We start from the raw sequence: 19,604 nt of genomic DNA on the forward strand, positions 1-19,604 counted from the left end.
AACCAGATCCGCGTAGCCGCGGTCGAGGTGCTCTAAGCCAGACACTTCCGTCTCGCCTTCTGCCGCGAGACCCGCCAAGACGAGCGCCGCCGCCGCGCGCAGATCGGTCGCCTTCACCGTTGCGCCAGTCATCGGCTGCCCACCGTCGATCACCGCCGTGCGTCCCTCAATCCGCACCTCGACACCCATGCGACGAAACTCAGGGACGTGCAGGAAGCGATTCTCAAAGACGGTCTCCGTCGCCAGGCTGGTTCCTGGCAGCGTGGATAGAAACGCCATCATCTGCGCCTGCAGGTCTGTCGGAAAACCGGGATGCGGAAGCGTCTTTACATCGACCGCGCGAAGCGGCTCTGTCGCCACCACGCGAATGCCGTGAATATCGTCTTCCACCGTGACGCCCGCCTCGCGCAGTTTCGCGCAGAGCGAACTCAAGTGATTGTAAATGGCGCCTTCGACAAACACGTCGCCGCGCGTGACCGCTGCCGCGATCATGTACGTGCCCGCCTCAATCCGATCGGGAATCACCGTATGGGTCGCCGCATGCATGGACGAAACGCCCTCGACGCGAATCACGTCTGTCCCTGCGCCGCGCACCTTTGCGCCCATTGCGTTCAAATAATTCGCGACATCCACCACTTCCGGCTCTTTCGCCGCGTTCTCAATGAGCGTTTGCCCCTCTGCGAGCGTCGCCGCCATCATCGTGTTAATCGTCGCGCCTACACTGATCAAATCAAGATATACACGCGCACCTCGCAGTTTGCCGTGCACGTGACCTTCCACATATCCGTGTTCAATGGTAACGGTCGCACCTAACGCTTCAAATCCCTTTATATGTTGATCCACCGGCCGCTCGCCAATGTTACATCCGCCGGGAAGTGGAATGCGAAAATGGCCCATTCGCGCGAGCAGCGGTCCCGCCACCCAAAACGACGCGCGCATTTTTCGGACTAACTCTTCAGGCGCTGTCGTCGTCTGCAGATTTTCTGCACTGAGACGAAGTAGCGCGTGCTGTGAAACATACTCCGCTTTGCCGCCGAGGCTGCGCGTAACCTCCGCGAGGTTGTGAATATCTGTGAGAGAAGGAACACCTTCGATGATTGATTCTCCCTGGCTTGCGAGCAGTGACGCCGCAAGGATCGGCAACACGGCGTTTTTTGCACCGTCAACCTGGACGACACCGGTCAAACGTTGCCCGCCTCGAACTCGAATCGTTGCCAACCCGACACCTCCGTTTCCCATTGTGCAATAGACGGGTTCGTCTGTGCACGTTCGCTTAGTATTCTACCGTGATCATTGGGGAACCCACAAGTATTTCCGTGCGATGTGTGAATGAATTTGCGTGCGCTGCCATCTGAACGTTCTGCATTCCTTTTCCAACGGCGAGATTCGGCAATCCGAGTGAACTTTCCCCGGACATCACAGACGTGTATGTATACGATGTCACGTGCGGTCGGTTCACGTACAAATGGTTCATCGCGGACGACAGGAGCATCATCCGAGTTGTCGCTGTAAGCTCGCGCGATACACTGCCGATCAGCGTCGCATTCACCTCTGGATGCGCCGTCACCTCACGCGCGACCTGCGCGACCCGCTGATACGATGTGAGAAAGTTTGTCTGCTTTTCATACGGCGAAGTGATGCGAATGACTGCGACCGTTTGCACAGGCGCATTTGGATACGTGAGCGTTGCGCATAACACCGACGCGACACTGCCAGGCATGCCGGGGAGTGTTCCCGTCACCGCGACGACATCCATGTTTGGCTGTTGACGCGCGTGGACGCTCTCCTTTATGGATGACGCGTTTGTGCGTGCGCCTGGTGTATCTTGCAAGAAGTTCTTTGCAATGCTCAGCGCCTCTTGGCGAAGCGAACCCTGCGTTGCGTCGACTTGCTTTAGTGTGAGCCAGGCGTGCACCTCGAAACGATTCGGCGACGCTTTCGCATTCGCCAACGCCGCAAGGAGTGCCTCAGGCACCAGCGTGCTCGACTGCACATTCACACGCGCTGCAATTGCCTGTCCCGCCTGATAGGTGAGCCCGCCGCTGAGTAAGAGTAAAATCGCCACTGATGCCAGTTTTCGCATGTTCCTCATCTCCCATACACGAATCGTTACGATTCAGTATGGACGGGGGAACCATGGAATATACGAATCTCTCATTCAACTTCTACATTTTCAAAGACCAAGGACGGGCTTCATCCGCGCAGTGCGTTTGTTGCACTGATGTACTGTGCGACAAAACCGGAAAGCGCCGATCCGAGAATCATTGCAAGGACAATGCGCAGCATCCGCGCCGAGCGCGCGCCCCGATCCTTTACGAAGATCTCCCAGCGCAATGCGCCGAGCGCCCCCCACGCAATAAGCGTACCCATGAGGAGCATAAAGAGGGTCAGTGCGCCTTGTAGTACATGGGAAGACGTTCCTACCATTCCACACTCACCCTCATCGCGTTCTTAAACAGGATACGGAGATTACCATGTTTTTCTGTCCGTTTGCCCATCAGGGATGTTCCAGCGCAATCCCCGCCAGCATGGACAGTGTCGAGTCATCCATTGGCGGGTTGTGAAGTCCCGCTCGCACATCGCGGTAATAGCGCTCAAGCGGCGTGCTGTGAAGGATGCTGTTGCCGCCAACGATCCGCATGGAGAGATCCACCATGCGGATCGCCGCGTGCGTCGCGACATACTTCGCCGCGCCTAAATCACCACGCATGGAGAGCCGCGCCGCGGGTTCGGCCTGATCGTAACGCTCTGCCACCTGATACAAAAACGTTCGCGCGCTCATTCGCGCAATCTCGATCTGACCGAGTTTCTCGCGAACATGCGGCAATTGACCGATCGGATGGGACAAGCTGTTCGGCTGATACGTGCGCGCAAACTCAAGCGCGTAGGCGCGCGCCGCGTTGCCGACACCGAGGTACGTCGCCGGAATGTGCAGCAGCCAGCCGCTGCCGTCTGCGCTGCGTCTCATCTTTTTGCCCGGCTCCGCCTCGTCCGTCAGGTCCTCATCTGCCACAAACACGTCCGTCAAGCGCAGCGTGTGACTGCCCGTCCCCGCCATGCTCATGCTGTCCCACGTCTCTTCGATCGCGAGTCCTGGGCTGCCCTTGCGCACCAAAAACTCCCCGACGCGCGCGCGGTCTGGCATATACGCACTCACAAGGATGTGCGTGAGAACGGGACTGCCTGTCGCCCACGTCTTTCTCCCAGTGATTTTATAGCCGCCGGACACTTTGACAGCGGTCGTCGTCGGTCGTCCCCCGCGACTCGGGCTGCCCGTCTCCGGCTCCGTGCCACAGGCGTTAATCATCGCGCGCGCGTGGATCGCATCCTCCGCAAACTGGGCATAGCGCAGAGGCGCCCACGCGTTTGCCAGGCGCAAGCCAAGCGCAATTCCGACGTGCCAACCCATGACGAGCGCGGCTGACGCGTGCGCCTCTGCGAGCCGCTCCTGACACAGCAGCATCTGATATAGATTTGCACCGCGCCCGCCGAGCTCCTTTGGGATCGTCAGCAGGTTGTACGATGCGTCAAGCAGGAGTCCGACGGCCTCTGCCGCAAAGTGGTGTTCATCCGCCTCGTCACACGCGCGAATCTTTGCCGCGAGCCCTTCTGCATAGGAGACGAAAGAGTCGTCCTCTTGGTTTCTTATCATCGGATCACGCACTGCGACCCCTCCCTTCTCGTGAGTGTGAGCGACTCAGCCGAACCAGTGCAAATTCGAGAGCAAGTCCGTGACAGGCCCTGGGAAGATTCCGAGCCAAAGCGTCCCGATGGCGCAGAGCGCGACGACGACGTGTTGCATCGGCGAACTGCGCACAGGGGGCGTGTCACCCTCCTGAGTGCGCCCGTACATCGCGCGGATGATGCCAAAATAGTAGTAGAACGCGATCGCGCTTGTCGCAAACAACACGACGCCAAGCCAGATCTGCCCCGCGCCGAGCGCCCCGAGGAAGATGGAAAACTTCCCGAAGAATCCAGCCGTCAACGGCAGTCCTGAGAGCGAGAGCAAAAACAGGGTCATCATCCCCGCGAGCCACGGCGAGCGCTTTGACAGTCCCGTAAACGCGTGGACGTCTTCTGAGCCACTCGCGTCGGCGACAACGCTGAACACGGCGAATGCGCCGATCGTCATGAAAGAGTACGCGAACAGGTAGAAGACGGTGCTCGAAAGATTCTGCCACATCACAGATGCGAGCGTCGAGGAACTAAGCGATGAGAACGGAATGAGCAGGTAGCCCGCCTGTCCGATGCTCGAATAGGCCAGCAAACGCTTGATGTTTCGCTGAGAGAGCGCGCCGAGGTTGCCGATGACCATTGTGATGATGGCGATCCAGCCGACGAGACCGAACCACTCGCCAAGTTTTGCGCCAAAGAGCCAGACGATCACGCGGAACAAGAAGCCGAGCACCGCGCCTTTTGAGACGACGGCGAGATAGGCGGTGATCGGCGTTGGCGCGCCCTCGTAGACGTCCGCCGTCCAGAGGTGAAACGGCGCGGCCGAAATTTTGACGAAGATGCCGACGAGAATCAGCGCGATGGACAGATACACGAGACCCGGTTCGCTGCCGTACCCACCCTGCAGCGCCGTCGCGATCCGACTGAGCCCGGTCGAACCCGCGACTCCGTAGAGAAATGAGAGCCCGTAGAGAATGATCGCCGAGGCGATCGAGCCGATGATCAAATATTTGAGACCGGCCTCCGAGGATTTCACGTTCTTGCGGTGCAGCGCGACAAGCACGTAGGTTGTGATGGAGAGCAACTCGAGTCCTACGTAGAGTGTGACAAGATCAAGCGCGCTGCAGATGACCATTGCGCCGACCGTCGCAAAAAGCACGAGGTACGCGTACTCAAACGCGAGTTTCAGGCGCGCTTGGGAGGCGATGGCAAAGAGCAGGACGAGCAGCACCGAGACGAGGATGAAGAGCGAAAAGATGGTGCCAAAATCGTCGACGGCGATGACGGCGATCGAGTAGGTCGCAAGCGGTGCGTGCAGTTTGCTCCAGGCGAGCGGGATCGCTGTGAGCACGGAGAGCACAGCAATCCACGGCGTCGCCTGTTTTGCTCTCCCTGTCACCATAAACTCATAGACCATGGCGACAAAGCCGCCGATGGCGAGCACGATTTCTGGACCCAATGCATTCCAAACTTGAGTAAAGGTTAGCATCCCTGATTCAACCTCCGATCCTTCCCGCGAGCGCCTGCACGGTCGGGTGCACGACGACGCCGAGGATGTTTGGAAAGACCCCGATTGCGATGACAAACGCCACGAGGACGAGCAGGGGTATCGCTTCTGTCACGCTCGCATCGCGAGCGATGCCTTGCCCTTCTTGCGCTGCTCCTTGCGCAGGGCCAAAGGTGGTTCGCTGCATCGCAAAGAGCAGATAGAGCGCCGCGAGAATCATGCCGAGTGTCCCAAGGGTTGAAACCACGGGAAATCTCTCGAAGCTGCTGATAAACAGCGTGATCTCGCTGATGAACCCGGAGAGTCCGGGAAGGCCAACGGTGCCAAGCGCCGCGACGAGCAGGACGCCCGAGAGAACGGGCAGGGACTTTGAGAGCCCGCCCAGTTTGCCAATCTCATAGGTTCCGGTGCGCTCCGCCTGTGCGCCAACGGTGTAAAAGAGCAGCGCCGTGAGGAGGCCGGAGGAGACGAGCATGAAGACGGCGCCCTGCAGTCCTAGCGCGTGCATGGAGCCGATCGCAAGGAGCACCAACCCCATGTGGCTGATCCCGGAGAAGGCGATCAGACGACGCCAGTCGCGCGCGGCGATCGCTGCAAATGCGCCGTACAGGATGCTGATGACGCCAAGAATGGCGAGCCACTCGCTGTACGCTGCGAGCGCCAACGGAAGTATCGACACGACAAAGCGCAGCATGATGTAGAGTCCCACCTTCATCAGCACGCCGCCAATCAGCATGTTGGTGCTCGTATCGCTCTGTTCATGCGTGTCGATGAGCCAGGTGTGAAAGGGCACGAACGCTTCTTCGATCAGGACAGCAAACAAGAAGACAAAAAACAGCCATGTCTGCGCTCCGAGCGCGAGCGGCGCTTTGACGGACTCGTCGAGCAGTTGAAGAAGATTGAGCGACATGAAATTCGGCCCGTACGCCATGTATTGCGACGCGCTGACGGTGGTCGCCGAGTTGGCGAGCGCGTACGCGAGTCCCACGAATCCGAGCAGCAAGAAAACGCTCGCGATGCCGCGATAGATCAGAAACTTAAAGGCGGCGTACTCGCGACGCTCTTGTCCAAAGATCAAGATCAAGAAGAAGGACGCGACGAGCGTCACTTCAAGGAAGAAGAAAAACGTAAAGAGGTCGGCGGCGGCAAACACGCCGTAGAGTCCACTGACAAGCAGCATCTGCCACACGTAGTGCGCCTTGACGCGCTCTGTGACGCGAAAGCTGCGCAGCGCCGCCATAACGCTCACGATTCCGGTCAACATGACGAGCGGAAGTGAGATGCCGTCGACGGCGAAGGCAAACGTGATGGTGAGCGGTGTCCCCGCAAACGCGTTGTTGATCGTGGCCCACGGGACGGACAGCACAAACTGATAGGCGGCGTCACTCCGCTGAAACGCGATGTACGCGGCGAGTGCGAACAGGGCTGAGAGAAGCGACCCAAGCATTCCGATGCTGCGGGTGATGGCGTGCGCGCGCGCCTTGAGTGGAAGGATGAGAAGCGCCGCAATGACGGGAATGAGCACGATCATCAAGAGTACGTTTTGCATCAGAGAACACCCCCAATCCCGAGCGCGATGGCGACCAGCGCGACGAGCCCGAACAAGGTCAGGACGCCGTAGGTCTGGACTTGACCGGTGTTCGCGTACTTGAGGGTAACGCCTCCGGTGTATCCAAGCTCTCCGAGCATGCGCACGATCCCGTCGATGATGAAACGGTCGATGAAGGCGATCGCTCGCGCGATGGTAAAGATCGGCGTGACGATCAGGTAGTGATAGATCTCATCGATGTAGAATTTGTTGTAGCTCAAGGTGTAAAGGACACCCATGCGCTTCGCGAGCTCCGCTCCCCGATTGGCGCGCCCGTACACGCTGTACGCGAGCCAGATGCCGAGCAGCGCGATGATGACTGAAACGAGGATGAGCGGAAGGCTTGCTGGCGGATCGATACCGATGCCTAAAGGGTGTCCGTACGTAAGAAAGCGGGTGACGAACGGGTCAAACGGTGTATTCAGGAAACCGCTGAGCGTTGCGAGCGCGCCGAGCACGAGCAGTGGGATCACCATCGCGCTGCCACCTTCGTGCGCGTGTTTTTCTCCCTTGGCTTCCCCCCAGAAGACGAGGAAGTATACGCGAAAGATGTAGAACGCGGTAAAGAATGCGGCGAGCAGTCCCATCGCGTACAGCACATAGTGTCCCGACTGAAACGCGGCGGAGAGGATCTCATCCTTTGACCAGAATCCGGCAAACGGTGGAACGCCTGCCAGCGCCAACGCGCCTGCCAGGAAGGCGATGTGCGTGATCGGCATTTTTTTGCGCAACCCGCCCATGGAAAACAGATCCTGCGTGTCGAGCGCGTGGATCACGCTGCCTGCGGTGAGAAAGAGGAGCGCTTTGAAGAAGGCGTGCGTCATTAAATGAAAGATTCCGGCGGTGTACGCACCAACGCCGAGCGCCATCATCATGTACCCGAGTTGCGAAACGGTTGAATAGGCGATCACGCGCTTGATGTCGCGCTGGGTGAGTCCGATCGATGCGGCGAGCAGCGCGGTGATGCCACCGATCACAGCGACCGTCTCGCTGGCGACCGGGGACGCGGCGAAAAGCGGCTGCATCCGGGCGACCAGGTAGACGCCAGCCGCCACCATGGTCGCGGCGTGAATGAGCGCGGAGACAGGTGTCGGGCCTTCCATGGCGTCAGGTAGCCAGACGTGCAGCGGAAATTGCGCGGACTTGCCGACGGCGCCGATAAACACGAGCAGCGCGGTGAGTGTGATGAATCCACTGCTGCTCATGCCAAACGGCACAGATGCGCCGTGATAGGCGAGCGTTGCGACTTGCGAGAACGCAGCGCCGCCCGCAGTATAAAGGCCGTTAAAGTCGAAGGTGCCTGTCGCGATGTACAGCAGGATGATCCCGATAAAGAGCCCGACATCGCCGATGCGCGTCACGATAAACGCTTTTTTGGCAGCGGCGGCCGCTTCCGGTTTGTAGTACCAAAACCCTACCAGCAGATAGGAACAGACGCCAACCAGCTCCCAAAAGATATAGAACTGAAGCAGGTTCGGCGAGATGACGAGTCCGAGCATGGAGAAGACGAACAAGTTCAGGTATTGATAGAATCTGGAGAATCGCTCGTCGCCCTTCATGTAACTGCGGGAGAAGAGGAGGACGAGCGCGCTGACCAGTGTGACGACGACGAGCATCAATGCGTTAAGCATCGTCACTTCGTAGCCGACGGTGAGGCTATGCGCCCCAAAGTCGAGCCAGGCGTACGTCGTGGGCGCCGTCGGCCCATTCACTGCCACGTCCGCAAGCACGGCGATTGCCAAGAGAAACGCGAGAAGAACGGCGGACACGGAGATGCCCGCAACCACAGGTTCAGAGATGCGCCGTCCCGCGACGAGAAGAATCACGTAGACGAGCAGCGGTATGGCTGGGATCAGCCAAGCTTCATTTGCCATCGAATCACCTTCTGTCTAGGCTATTTCCACACGGTTCGACTACCACTTCATGGTGTTGACGTCGCGCACGTCTGCACTGTTTCGCAAGCGGAAAAACGCGAGCAAAATGGCGAGTCCGACGGCAACTTCTGCCGCTGCAATCGCGATATTGAAAAGGGCGAACACTTGCCCATTGGCATTTGGCGTCACGGCAAAGTGGGAAAACGCGATCAGGTTGATGTTCGAAGCGTTCAGCATCATCTCGATCGAGATCAGCACGATGATCAGGTTGCGCTTGGTCAGCGCGCCGTAGAGACCAATGCCAAAGAGGATCACGCCGAGCGCCAAAAAGGGTTGCAATGCCACGATCTATTCCTCCTTCCGCGCGATGACCACAGCGCCGACGAGCGCGGCGGTGAGGATCAAGGTCACCAGTTCAAAGGGAACGGTGTAGGTGTGAAAGAGCGACTGGGCGATCATGACAATCGAAGGCTGTGGAAATGGATCAACCTTCGTTGTGGCGACAGGCCATGACGTTCCCCTAATCACAAAGAGCAAGAGCGCGCAGAACGCGGCTACGCCGAGCAGCGTGAAGAAGCTGCGTTTGCCAGGCCCCGGATAGCCGGTGTCGTCCCCTTTTTGCGTGAGCATCAGCGCAAACACCATGAGAATCGTGATGGCCCCAGCGTAGATGAGAATCTGCACGACGCCGACGAAGTCGGCGCCAAGCAGGATGAAGATCCCTGCGACGCCAAGGAATACCCCGCCGAGCGCGAGCGCAGTGTGCATCACTTTTGTCAGGGACATAACCATGACACCGGACGAAATGATCAAGAGGGAGAGCAGAAAGAAGGCGACCGTCTCACCCGTGATCGGGATGCCGAGGATCATTCAGGTTGTCCCCCTTTACCTGAAGACGACACAGTTTCATCGGCTGGCATACGCGCCGCGTTCGCCTCTTCTGGTGACGCTTTCTGCCCTGCACCACTCGCCGCCTCTGCGTTGGCGGCTTGCGCCTCGCGTGCCGCGTTTGCCTCTTCTTCTGTCTTGGCAGCTTGGAGCGCCTGATAGCTGCCGTGCTCAATATGGTTTTGATAAAGCCACTTCATGTCCTTATAAAGAGAATCGCGTGTATACGATGCCAACTCAAACTGGTCTGTCATGCGGATCGACTCGGTCGGGCACACCTCTGTGCAGAGATCGCACAGAATGCAGATCTCAAAATTGATATCATACGTATCGATTCGCAGTTTCTTATTCTCATCACGCGTCCCAGACAGCGAGATGCAGTCGGTGGGACAGATGCGGGCACATTGGTTGCACACGATGCACAGTTCGGGAATGAATTCGTGGATCCCGCGATACCGTTCGGGCCAAACCGGTTTTACCTCAGGGTACATGAGTGTGACTTTTTTCTTTGGCAATTGTCGGATCGTGACGCCGAGCCCTTTGAATACACCGAACATGATTCCACCTCCAGTTGCCTTGATTCATGATTTACCGCGCACTACAGCAGAGCAACGCCGGCGGTCACGATCAGGTTCGCGAGCGCGACTGGGATCAATACTTTCCACGCGAAGCCCATCAACTGGTCACCGCGAATACGTGGCATGGTGGCGCGCACCCAGAATATGAAGAAGATGCAGGCGCTCGTTTTGATCGCAAACCAGATCCAGGACGGTAGAAACGGTCCGCTCCACCCGCCGAGAAAAAGGGTCGTGGCGAGCGCACAGAGCGCAAAAACGTAAACGTACTCGGTGAGCATGAAGAAGGCGAAGCGAAACCCTGAGTACTCTGTGAAGTAACCAGCAACCAGTTCGGATTCAGCTTCTGGGAGGTCAAACGGCGTCCGATTGAGCTCAGCGAGTCCCGCGATCATGAAGATGATGAACCCGACAATCTGTGGGATGATATACCAGATGTGCCGCGATTGGGCGACGACGATCGTGTTTAAATTGAGCGAACCCGTCAGCAGGACGACGCCGATGACCGACATGCCAAGCGGAATCTCATAGCTGACCATTTGGGCGGCGGAGCGCATTCCCCCGAGTAGGGAGTATTTGTTGTTTGACGCCCACCCTCCGAGCACGATGCCGAGGATCGTAATGGAAGAGAGTGCGAGATAAAGCAGAAGCCCTACTTGTGTGTTTGATGTAAACACGTGGGTCGCGGTGAACGGAATGAGTGCAAGCACCATAAAAGATGGCACAAAGGCGATGATCGGCGCCAGCAAAAAGAGTGAGCGATCTGCGTTTTCTGGGACGATATCCTCTTTGATCAGCAGTTTGAGCACGTCTGCAATCGACTGCATGAGACCGAACGGCCCTACGCGATTCGGCCCGATCCGCAGTTGCATCCAACCGATGATCTTGCGTTCAAAATAGATCAGGTACGTGACGATGCCAAGGATGAGTCCGAGTATGAGAACACCGCCGATGACCATGCCGAGAAACCCTATGCCAGTAAGCGGGGAGGATTGCCAATTCAGCATTACCCGTCCACCTCCCCAAGCACAATATCCACAGCGCCTAAAATGGCAATCAGGTTCGACATGCTCTGTCCGATCAGCAATTTGCGGAGAATCTGCAGATTGACAAAAGATGGTCGGCGCAGTTTGAGGCGATACGGCTTATCCTTGCCGTCTGACACGATATAGACGCCGAGTTCGCCGCGCGCACCTTCGATTCCAGCGTAATACTCGCCCGCCGGAACGCGAATGAGCTTTGGCACCTTCCCGAGGATCAGGCCGTCTCCAATCGCTTCCACCGCCTGTTCGACGATGCGCAGCGACTGTTCCATCTCCAACATGTGCAGCCAATAGCGATCGAAACAATCGCCCTTTTGCCCGAGCACGACGTCAAAGTCGAACCGATCGTAGATTCCGTAGGGTTGATTTTTGCGCAAATCCCAGTTGAATCCGGTGGAGCGTAGATTGATCCCTGACAAGCTGTGATTGATCGCTTCTTCCTGCGTGAAGACGCCTGTACCTTTCACGCGATTGAGAAAAATCTCGTTGCCTGAAATCAGGTCGTCGTACATGCGAATCTTTTCGCGCATAAAAGGGATGAACTCGCGCACCTTTTGCAGCCATCCGGGAGGCGCGTCCCATTTCACACCGCCGATGCGCATGTAGTTGTATGTGAGACGGGCGCCGCAGATTTCGGTGAACAGTTGCACGATGCGCTCGCGCTCTTGAAACACGTACAAAAATGGGCTCATCGCGCCAAGATCAAGCAGATACGCGCCGACAAACAGGAGGTGCGAGGCGATGCGATTGAGTTCCATCACGATGATCCGCAAGTGCTCTGCGCGCTCCGGAATCTCCAGATCGAGCGCATACTCGACGGCGTGCACGAGCGCGTAGTTGTTGATCATCGAGGCGAGGTAGTCCAGACGATCGGTATACGGTATGATCTGCGTGTACTGTAAATTTTCGGCAAGCTTCTCTGTTCCCCTGTGAAGGTATCCCACCACAGGGTCGGCGTCGACAATCTCTTCACCGTCAATGGTGACCACCAGGCGGAACACGCCGTGCGTGCTCGGATGCTGTGGGCCGACGTTTAGAATCATTTCTTCCGATCGTAGTGTACTCATTCGCGGGTTTCACCTCCGATGTGCGGAGCGTTTTCAAACTCCGAAAAGTCTTTGCGGAGCGGATAACCGTTCCACTCTTCCCACATCATGATGCGCCGCAAGTCGGGGTGTCCCGTGAATTGAATTCCGAGTAAGTCATACACCTCGCGCTCTTCCCAGTTGAGTCCCGCAAAAAGTGGGGTGAGCGACGCCAACTCTGCCGGGTCGCGCGGTGTGCGCGTTTTCAAGCGAATTCTGCGTCCGCGTGTAAACGAGTGGACTTCGAAAATCACTTCGATGTAATCCTTGTAGTCGGTACCCGCAAAGACCTGAATGTAGACAAACTGTTGTTCAGGATCTTCTTTGAGATATTTCACGACAGGATACCAGGCGGCCTGTTCGATGCGCAAAACAGGGAGTGACTTTGTCGCCGAAATCTCCGCGACGACACCTGCACCGCACGCTTTCTCGACCTCATCTTTTAACGACTCCGCGTACGCAGTCGCCTCAAGCACTCGCGGATCGGGCGGCGGCGGCGCTTTGGCGGGTCGGGCGGGTGGGTCTTTTTTGACGGTTCCTTCTGTGGCTGCGACCGTTTTTTCTGGTGTTGCAGCCTTTTCTTGTTCTCCTGCTTGTTCTACTGAGGGGTTCTCGTCGGTCAACTCGACACCCTCTTCCCTGCGGCTTCCGTGCGGATCTTCTCCTGGAGCTTGTTAAGTCCATAGATGAGCGCAGGAGGCGACGGCGGACAACCTGGAATGTACACGTCGACGGGCACGATCTGGTCGACCCCTTTAACAACCGAATAGGAGCGCACATACGGACCACCCGCCGTCGCGCACGAACCCATCGCGATCACCCATTTCGGGTCAGGCATTTGATCATACAGTCGACGTAGCAGCGGCGCCATTTTTTTTGTCACCGTTCCCGCAACGATCATCACGTCTGACTGTCGCGGTGACGCGCGAAAGATGATCCCGAACCGATCCAGGTCGTAGTGTGACGCGCCTGCGCCCATCATCTCAATGGCACAGCAGGCGAGCCCAAAGGTCATCGGCCACAAACTGTTGCTGCGCGCCCACCCTTTGATCTGTTCAAGCGTACTGACCACCACGCCTGCCCGGCGCAACTCTTGTGACTCTTCTTCGGTAAAGCCTTCATAGTGAATGACAGGAAGTGACGCGCCATGCGAAGAACCGCCTACATCCATTCCAGCACCTTCTTCCTCCAGGCATACATCAGGCCGATCAAAAGGAGAACGACAAAGATCATCATCTCGACGTAGCCAAACACACCCAAGGTGTGATATGAAACAGCCCACGGATACAAGAAGATGATCTCCACATCAAAAATGACAAACATCAGTGCAAATAAATAATATCGCACATTGTAGCGCGAACGCGCGTCACCGATCGGCTCAAGGCCGCTCTCATACGTTGCGTTCTTTGCTTTAGACGGTTTGCTAGGGCGCAGCAACGGCCCCAACACTGCGAGTGCACCGATTGGGAGCGCAATGGCGAGCACGAGAAAAACCAATAAAAAAATAAATGCGTTTGCGTACAGACGGATCCCCCCGTATCTACACGTATCAAGAAATCGAGCAAGGTATGACTCCTCCGCCATTATAACAGAGTGTAGAAATTTATAACAACAGATTATGGGAATATAAGGAAAGCCCGTCGCGCTGATTTAAAATCAGTGCGACGGGCTCCAGAGGATCAGCGTTGCATGGCGTTCTTAGGAGAAAGTTCAGACGCGCGCAGGCGATTGAGCGATCGTTCAAGCGCGAGCTCAGCGCGCATGACATCAACGTCATCTCCGCGCAGCGACAGCCGTTCTTCTGCGCGTTCTTTCGCGCGCATTGCGCGTTCCACGTCGACTGCAGATCCAATCTCCGCGGCATTGACGAGGAGTGACACCTGATCAGGAAGAACGTGTAAAAACCCATCAGTAGTCGCCACATAATCTTCGCCACGTTCTGTGCGAATCTTCACGATACCCGGTTTCACCGTCGTCGCGAGCGGCGCGTGACGCGGAAGTACTCCGATTTCGCCAGCGCCTGTCCGAACCGTGAGAAACTCGACCTGTTCCGAAAACACGACGCGATCTGGTGTCACGATCTCGAATGGAATCGTACTCATGCGGTCACCTCCTCGGAGTTAGACGCGAAATCCGTCGCGTTCCGCTTTTTCCAGTACGTCTTCAATCGCTCCACAGTACGTAAAGTAACTCTCCGGAATCTCATCATACTTGCCTTCAAGAATTTCTCGGAAGCTGCGCACTGTGTCCTTGACTTGTACATATTTCCCAGGAATACCGGTAAATTGTTCGCCGACAAAGAATGGCTGGGAGAAGAAGTTTTGAATTTTACGCGCACGCGTTACGATCAACTTATCTTCATCGCTCAACTCGTCCATACCGAGAATTGCAATGATATCCTGAAGCTCTTTGTAGCGCTGCAAGATCGATTGGATACCGCGCGCAACATTGTAATGCTCTTCGCCGACAATCTCCGGCGAGAGTGCCCGCGACGTCGATGCGAGCGGATCAACAGCCGGGAAAAGTCCCATCGACGCGATACGCCGCTCCAAGTTCGTCGTCGCGTCCAAGTGCGCAAACGTGTTTGCCGGCGCTGGATCGGTGTAGTCGTCAGCCGGCACATAAATCGCCTGAATCGACGTGATTGACCCGCGCACCGTCGAAGCAATTCGCTCCTGAAGTTGCCCCATCTCTGTTGCCAGTGTGGGCTGGTAACCCACAGCTGAAGGCATCCGACCGAGCAACGCAGATACTTCCGAACCAGCTTGTGTGAAACGGAAGATGTTGTCGACAAAGAGCAACACATCGCGCTGTTCCATATCGCGGAAGTATTCTGCGATGGTCAGCCCGGAAAGCGCAACGCGCAAACGCGCGCCCGGCGGTTCGTTCATCTGACCAAACACCATGCTGGTCTTATCGATAACGCCGGAATCCTTCATCTCATGATAGAGGTCGTTGCCTTCGCGCGTACGCTCACCGACACCTGCGAACACAGAGTAACCGCCGTGTTCTTTTGCGATATTGTGGATTAATTCTTGGATCAAAACGGTTTTGCCGACACCCGCGCCGCCAAACAGACCAATCTTTCCGCCTTTAAGATAGGGCGCCAGGAGATCGACGACTTTAATCCCCGTCTCAAACACTTCCGCCTTCGTCGTGATATCCGAAAACTGTGGCGCGGCGCGATGGATCGCCCAGCGTTCTGGAGAATCGACCGGTCCCGCCTCATCAATCGGTTCACCGAGCACGTTAAAAATTCGTCCGAGCGTCCCCGCGCCGACCGGCACCGATATCGGATGCCCCGTATCAACCACTTCTGCGCCGCGCACGAGTCCATCTGTCGAAGACATCGCAATCGAGCGCACAACATTGTCACCAAGGTGAAGCGCCACTTCGAGCGCGATGTGAACGGGAACTTCCCCTTCGTAATCCACGCGAAGTGCATGATTAATCTCAGGCAATTGGCCTGTCGGGAACCGTACGTCTACGACGGGACCCAAAACCTGAACCACACGTCCTGTACTCAACGATGTCCCTCCTCTGTTCTTATTTCAGTGCCTCTGCGCCGCCGACCACTTCTGCGATCTGTGTTGTGATCGCTGCCTGGCGCGCTCGGTTCAGTGTAAGCGTAAGCGTTCCGATCATGTCTTTTGCCGCATCCGTCGCATTTCCCATCGCCGTCATGCGCGATCCGTGTTCACTCGCCTTTGCATCAAGCACCGATTGAAACACCAGCGTTTCTGCGTAACGCGGCAAGAGCTTTGCGAGAAGCGCCTGCTCATCAGGTTCAAAGATAAAGTTGACACGTCGCGGTTCTCTGTCACCCGCGAGATCAGTGAGCGGCAAAACCTTTTTCACAACGGTCTGCTGAGTCACCGCGTTAATAAATTCGTTATAAACGAGATACAACTCATCAAACTGTTCGCTCGCGTATGCTTCAATGACCTGCTCTGCGAGCGGTTTGATCAATCCATACGTCGGAGCGTCCGACAATCCAACCGCCTCGCCACCAAGCGGATAATTCATGCGTCGGAAAAAGTCACGCCCTTTGCGACCCACGGCGAACACGGTGTACGTGTCCTTATCCTTGTCGCGAAACTCTTGAAGCGCTTTGCGGATCACGTTTGAGTTGTATGGACCCGCCAATCCGCGATCAGACGTCACAACAAGATATCCTGTCTTGCGCACAGGGCGCGCCGCGAGCATGGGGTGCTTTACAGAGCGAACTGAAGGCGCAAGATCGGCAAGCATTTCTTGCAGTTTCTGAAGATAAGGCTTTGAGAGTTGCACAGCCTCCTGCACGCGGCGCAACTTTGCAGCGGCGACCATCTCCATAGCCTTTGTGATCTGCGCCGTGTTTTGAACACTCTTTATTCGTCTGCGAATGTCACGCGTATTTTGTGGCACTGCTTCACCACCCTTGCCTCTCGGCCGTATTCATCAAAAGCGGATCGATCAGACTAGCTGACAAACGTTGCCTTAAACTTGGCGATCGCCTCTTTTAGGAGCGTCGCCGTATCTTCACTCAGTGCCTTTGTCGACACGATGTTTTCAAAAATCTGCGGATAGGCAGACGAGACAAACGCGAGCCACTCTTGTTCAAAGCGCCCCACGGCGTTACTCGGGATCTCATCAAGGTGACCATTGACCGCCGACCAAATCGAAACCACCTGGCGCTCAACCGAAAGTGGCTGATGGAGACCTTGTTTAAGAATCTCGACCGTACGCTCACCACGCGTCAATCTTGCGAGCGTCGCCTTGTCGAGATCTGATCCAAACTGGGCAAACGCCTGCAATTCGCGATACTGCGCGAGATCAAGACGCATCGTCCCGGCGACCGACTTCATCGCTTTGATCTGCGCGGAACTACCGACGCGTGAGACAGAAACACCCACGTTAACCGCCGGGCGCACGCCCGAGAAAAAGAGGTCGGACTCAAGGAAGATCTGACCGTCCGTGATCGAAATGACGTTTGTCGGAATATAGGCCGAAACGTCTCCCGCCTGCGTTTCGATAAACGGAAGCGCCGTAAGCGAACCGCCGCCGCGCGCGTCACTCAGTTTCGCCGCGCGCTCAAGAAGGCGCGAGTGCAAGTAGAACACGTCTCCGGGATATGCTTCGCGACCTGGGGGGCGGCGAAGCAAAAGGGACATTTCGCGATACGCGGCCGCCTGTTTCGTCAGATCGTCATAGACGACAAGCGCGTGCTCACCGTTATAGAGGAAGTATTCTCCGATCGCGCAACCTGCATAGGGCGCGAGGAACAAAAGCGGCGCCGGATCGGACGCGTTTGCCGCGACGACCGTGGTGTACTCCATCGCGCCGTGCTTGCGCAGCGTTTCAACAACTTGAGCGACGGTTGACTGCTTCTGACCGATCGCGACATAGATGCATTTCACACCGTTGCCCTTTTGGTTGATGATCGTGTCGATTGCAATCGTCGTCTTACCCGTCTGCCGATCGCCGATGATCAGTTCCCGTTGACCGCGACCGATCGGAATCATCGCGTCAATCGCCTTGATTCCTGTCTGAAGCGGCTCAGAAACCGATTTGCGGTCAATGACGCCAGGAGCCATGGACTCGATCGGACGAAACATTGTCGCCTCGATCGGACCGAGATTATCCAAGGGTTGTCCGAGTGGATTCACGACGCGGCCAAGCAATTCAGGACCGACCGGAACCTGCGCAATGCGTCCGGTGCGGCGAACTTGGTCGCCTTCTTTAATTCCTTCAACAGTTCCAAGAATAATGACGCCGACGTTGTCCTCTTCAAGGTTAAACGCCAAGCCAAACACGCCATTAGCAAACTCAACGAGTTCGCCTGCCATGACGTTATCCAAGCCATAAAGACGGGCAATCCCGTCACCGACTTGAAGAACAACGCCTGTCTCATAACTCTGCACTTGTGAATCAAACTGCTCAATTTGCTTTCGAATCAGCGTACTGATCTCGTCTGGACGAATGCTCAACGGTTTCCCTCCTCACACAATCCGTTTCTCTGCAAGCGCGACACTCAGTTGGCGAAGCGCATTTTTAACTGTCGAATCGATCACGCGATTGCCGAGTTGAATTTTATAACCGGCAATCAGTTCCGGATCGATGTCGATCACCGCTTCAATCTCTTTTGAGAGCGCTGCTTTCAAGCTCTGTGTCACACTCTCGCGCTGCTCTTCCGTCAACGGTTTCGCCGACGTGATGCGCACATCCACGCGTCCGTAGTAGTCATTCGCATGCGCATGGAAAACGCTCGCGATGGCTGACACGTATTCCGCGCGTTTACGCTTGAAGAGAACCGCCAGAAATGTGAGCAAAACATCTGGCACACGTCCGGATAGCACCTTATGCAACACGCCCTGTTTCTGGTCAAACGACACCAGTGGGCTTTCAAAAAAGCGTCGAAACGACTCGGTTTGTGCAAGTGCTGCGGCGAGCGCTTGAAGGCTCTCATCGACATTCGACACTTGCCCCGCATCCACCGCCGCAAGAAACAACCCTTGCGTATAGCGGTGTGTTACAGCGCCGTTTAGCATACCAGTTCACCCAGGCGCTGCTGTGCTTCGTCCATCATCGACTGGTGTTCGGTCTCCGTCACATGATGGCGAAGCAACCCTTCACTAAGCTGCACGGTGAGTGACGCGACCGACGCGAGAACGGCATTCATCGCTTCGGCGCGCTCCCGTTCGATCAATTGGCGACTCGACTCAAGCAGTCGCTGCGCTTCTTCCTGCGCTTGCAAAAGAATCTCACGCGCCTGATCGTCTGCGCGCACGCGCGCTGTATCGAGCATCTCTTTCACTTGGCGCTTTGCATCTTCAAGGATCGCTTTTTGCTCATTTAATTGCGACTCGCTCATCTTACGAGCGCGCTCCGCTTCTGACAGCTCATTCATCACATACTGACGTCGCTTTTCAAGCATGTTGTTAAGCGGTTCGAACCCAACTTTTCGGATGATCAAAAACAGAATCAAGAACGTGACGATCGAGACGACAAACGTACCTAATTCGAACAAGGTCGTATTTCTCCCCTTTCTTTCTTACGTCATGCGCGGCTGTTCCTGTATTTACACAGGCTACCCGCCATGCGCGGGCGACTTAGAGCGCGCCTTTTGTAAAGAGGATGATAATCCCGAACGCGAGTGCGATAACGGGGAACGCTTCGACAATCGCGACACCAAGCAGCGCGCTCGAAAAAATAGAACCGCGCGCTTCAGGTTGGCGAGCAACTCCTTCGACATACTTGCTCATGACGAGGCCGTCACCCACACCAGAACCTGCAGCCGATAGACCCAACAGCAAGGCCACCGCGATATCATATAACGCTTGCACCATCTTAAACTTCCTCCTCGTGGCTTTCATTTATAGTGTGTTGC

The 19,604-nt window shown here is 56.4% G+C and carries 21 protein-coding genes and 1 pseudogene; all 22 read right to left on the reverse strand.

What is annotated here, in order from left to right; all coding sequences use genetic code 11:
• Positions 1 to 1,218: UDP-N-acetylglucosamine 1-carboxyvinyltransferase (gene murA / locus AYW79_RS07570; RefSeq protein WP_067564026.1), on the reverse strand; the 1,218-nt coding region annotated here is incomplete at its 3' end.
• Positions 1,219 to 1,273: 55 nt separating this feature from the next.
• Positions 1,274 to 2,083 carry a YwmB family TATA-box binding protein gene (locus tag AYW79_RS07575; protein WP_067564029.1) on the reverse strand — a complete coding sequence of 270 codons (810 nt, stop codon included), beginning with the start codon at positions 2,081 to 2,083 and terminating at the stop codon, positions 1,274 to 1,276.
• Between the two features lie 110 nt (positions 2,084 to 2,193).
• Complete coding sequence (locus tag AYW79_RS07580) at positions 2,194 to 2,427, reverse strand: DUF1146 family protein (protein WP_067564032.1); 234 nt, start codon at positions 2,425 to 2,427, stop codon at positions 2,194 to 2,196.
• Between the two features lie 70 nt (positions 2,428 to 2,497).
• The gene (locus tag AYW79_RS07585; protein WP_067952780.1) at positions 2,498 to 3,664 is read right to left on the reverse strand and encodes an acyl-CoA dehydrogenase family protein; all 1,167 of its coding nucleotides are present in this window, start codon (positions 3,662 to 3,664) and stop codon (positions 2,498 to 2,500) included.
• Positions 3,665 to 3,697: 33 nt separating this feature from the next.
• Positions 3,698 to 5,164 carry an NADH-quinone oxidoreductase subunit N gene (locus AYW79_RS07590; RefSeq protein WP_067564034.1) on the reverse strand — a complete coding sequence of 489 codons (1,467 nt, stop codon included), beginning with the start codon at positions 5,162 to 5,164 and terminating at the stop codon, positions 3,698 to 3,700.
• A gap of 7 nt (positions 5,165 to 5,171) precedes the next feature.
• Entirely contained in the window at positions 5,172 to 6,731 is a 1,560-nt protein-coding gene (locus AYW79_RS07595; protein WP_067564037.1) for a complex I subunit 4 family protein, read from the reverse strand.
• On the reverse strand, positions 6,731 to 8,644 hold the full coding sequence (gene nuoL / locus AYW79_RS07600) for an NADH-quinone oxidoreductase subunit L (RefSeq protein ID WP_067564040.1): 1,914 nt from the start codon (positions 8,642 to 8,644) through the stop codon (positions 6,731 to 6,733). Before nuoL ends, AYW79_RS07595 begins: the two co-directional genes overlap by 1 nt.
• A gap of 39 nt (positions 8,645 to 8,683) precedes the next feature.
• Positions 8,684 to 8,989, reverse strand: a complete 306-nt coding sequence (nuoK, locus tag AYW79_RS07605) for an NADH-quinone oxidoreductase subunit NuoK (protein WP_179123037.1) — start codon at positions 8,987 to 8,989, stop codon at positions 8,684 to 8,686.
• A 3-nt stretch (positions 8,990 to 8,992) separates the two neighbouring features.
• The gene (locus tag AYW79_RS07610; RefSeq protein ID WP_067952774.1) at positions 8,993 to 9,514 is read right to left on the reverse strand and encodes an NADH-quinone oxidoreductase subunit J; all 522 of its coding nucleotides are present in this window, start codon (positions 9,512 to 9,514) and stop codon (positions 8,993 to 8,995) included.
• Between the two features lie 194 nt (positions 9,515 to 9,708).
• A pseudogene (locus tag AYW79_RS16070) lies at positions 9,709 to 10,089 on the reverse strand (NuoI/complex I 23 kDa subunit family protein); the annotation flags it as partial.
• Positions 10,090 to 10,130: 41 nt separating this feature from the next.
• Entirely contained in the window at positions 10,131 to 11,114 is a 984-nt protein-coding gene (gene nuoH / locus AYW79_RS07620; RefSeq protein WP_067564045.1) for an NADH-quinone oxidoreductase subunit NuoH, read from the reverse strand.
• On the reverse strand, positions 11,114 to 12,217 hold the full coding sequence (locus AYW79_RS07625; RefSeq protein WP_067564047.1) for an NADH-quinone oxidoreductase subunit D: 1,104 nt from the start codon (positions 12,215 to 12,217) through the stop codon (positions 11,114 to 11,116). The genes nuoH and AYW79_RS07625 overlap by 1 nt, the downstream gene beginning before the upstream one ends.
• Positions 12,214 to 12,858 carry an NADH-quinone oxidoreductase subunit C gene (locus AYW79_RS07630; RefSeq protein WP_067564050.1) on the reverse strand — a complete coding sequence of 215 codons (645 nt, stop codon included), beginning with the start codon at positions 12,856 to 12,858 and terminating at the stop codon, positions 12,214 to 12,216. Before AYW79_RS07630 ends, AYW79_RS07625 begins: the two co-directional genes overlap by 4 nt.
• Positions 12,855 to 13,406: a NuoB/complex I 20 kDa subunit family protein gene (locus AYW79_RS07635; protein WP_067564053.1), complete on the reverse strand. Its 552-nt coding sequence runs from the start codon at positions 13,404 to 13,406 to the stop codon at positions 12,855 to 12,857. The genes AYW79_RS07630 and AYW79_RS07635 overlap by 4 nt, the downstream gene beginning before the upstream one ends.
• A complete protein-coding gene (locus tag AYW79_RS07640) occupies positions 13,397 to 13,819 on the reverse strand; it encodes an NADH-quinone oxidoreductase subunit A (protein ID WP_067564055.1) in 423 nt (140 codons plus the stop codon). The genes AYW79_RS07635 and AYW79_RS07640 overlap by 10 nt, the downstream gene beginning before the upstream one ends.
• Positions 13,820 to 13,914: 95 nt before the next feature.
• Positions 13,915 to 14,337 carry an ATP synthase F1 subunit epsilon gene (gene atpC / locus AYW79_RS07645; RefSeq protein WP_067564058.1) on the reverse strand — a complete coding sequence of 141 codons (423 nt, stop codon included), beginning with the start codon at positions 14,335 to 14,337 and terminating at the stop codon, positions 13,915 to 13,917.
• Positions 14,338 to 14,355: 18 nt separating this feature from the next.
• On the reverse strand, positions 14,356 to 15,762 hold the full coding sequence (atpD, locus tag AYW79_RS07650; protein ID WP_067564060.1) for a F0F1 ATP synthase subunit beta: 1,407 nt from the start codon (positions 15,760 to 15,762) through the stop codon (positions 14,356 to 14,358).
• Between the two features lie 19 nt (positions 15,763 to 15,781).
• Positions 15,782 to 16,642, reverse strand: a complete 861-nt coding sequence (atpG, locus tag AYW79_RS07655; protein ID WP_067564063.1) for an ATP synthase F1 subunit gamma — start codon at positions 16,640 to 16,642, stop codon at positions 15,782 to 15,784.
• A gap of 53 nt (positions 16,643 to 16,695) precedes the next feature.
• A complete protein-coding gene (gene atpA, locus AYW79_RS07660; protein WP_067564066.1) occupies positions 16,696 to 18,204 on the reverse strand; it encodes a F0F1 ATP synthase subunit alpha in 1,509 nt (502 codons plus the stop codon).
• Between the two features lie 12 nt (positions 18,205 to 18,216).
• Positions 18,217 to 18,765, reverse strand: a complete 549-nt coding sequence (gene atpH / locus AYW79_RS07665; RefSeq protein WP_067564069.1) for an ATP synthase F1 subunit delta — start codon at positions 18,763 to 18,765, stop codon at positions 18,217 to 18,219.
• Positions 18,759 to 19,244 (reverse strand): F0F1 ATP synthase subunit B, encoded by a 486-nt coding sequence (gene atpF, locus AYW79_RS07670; protein ID WP_067564072.1) that lies wholly within the window; start codon positions 19,242 to 19,244, stop codon positions 18,759 to 18,761. Before atpF ends, atpH begins: the two co-directional genes overlap by 7 nt.
• A gap of 82 nt (positions 19,245 to 19,326) precedes the next feature.
• Positions 19,327 to 19,563: an ATP synthase F0 subunit C gene (gene atpE / locus AYW79_RS07675; RefSeq protein WP_067564075.1), complete on the reverse strand. Its 237-nt coding sequence runs from the start codon at positions 19,561 to 19,563 to the stop codon at positions 19,327 to 19,329.
• Between the last annotated feature and the right edge of the window lie 41 nt (positions 19,564 to 19,604).

Origin of the sequence: Ferroacidibacillus organovorans (assembly GCF_001642725.1) — a bacterium.
Classification (GTDB): Bacteria; Bacillota; Bacilli; order Alicyclobacillales; family SLC66; genus Ferroacidibacillus; species Ferroacidibacillus organovorans.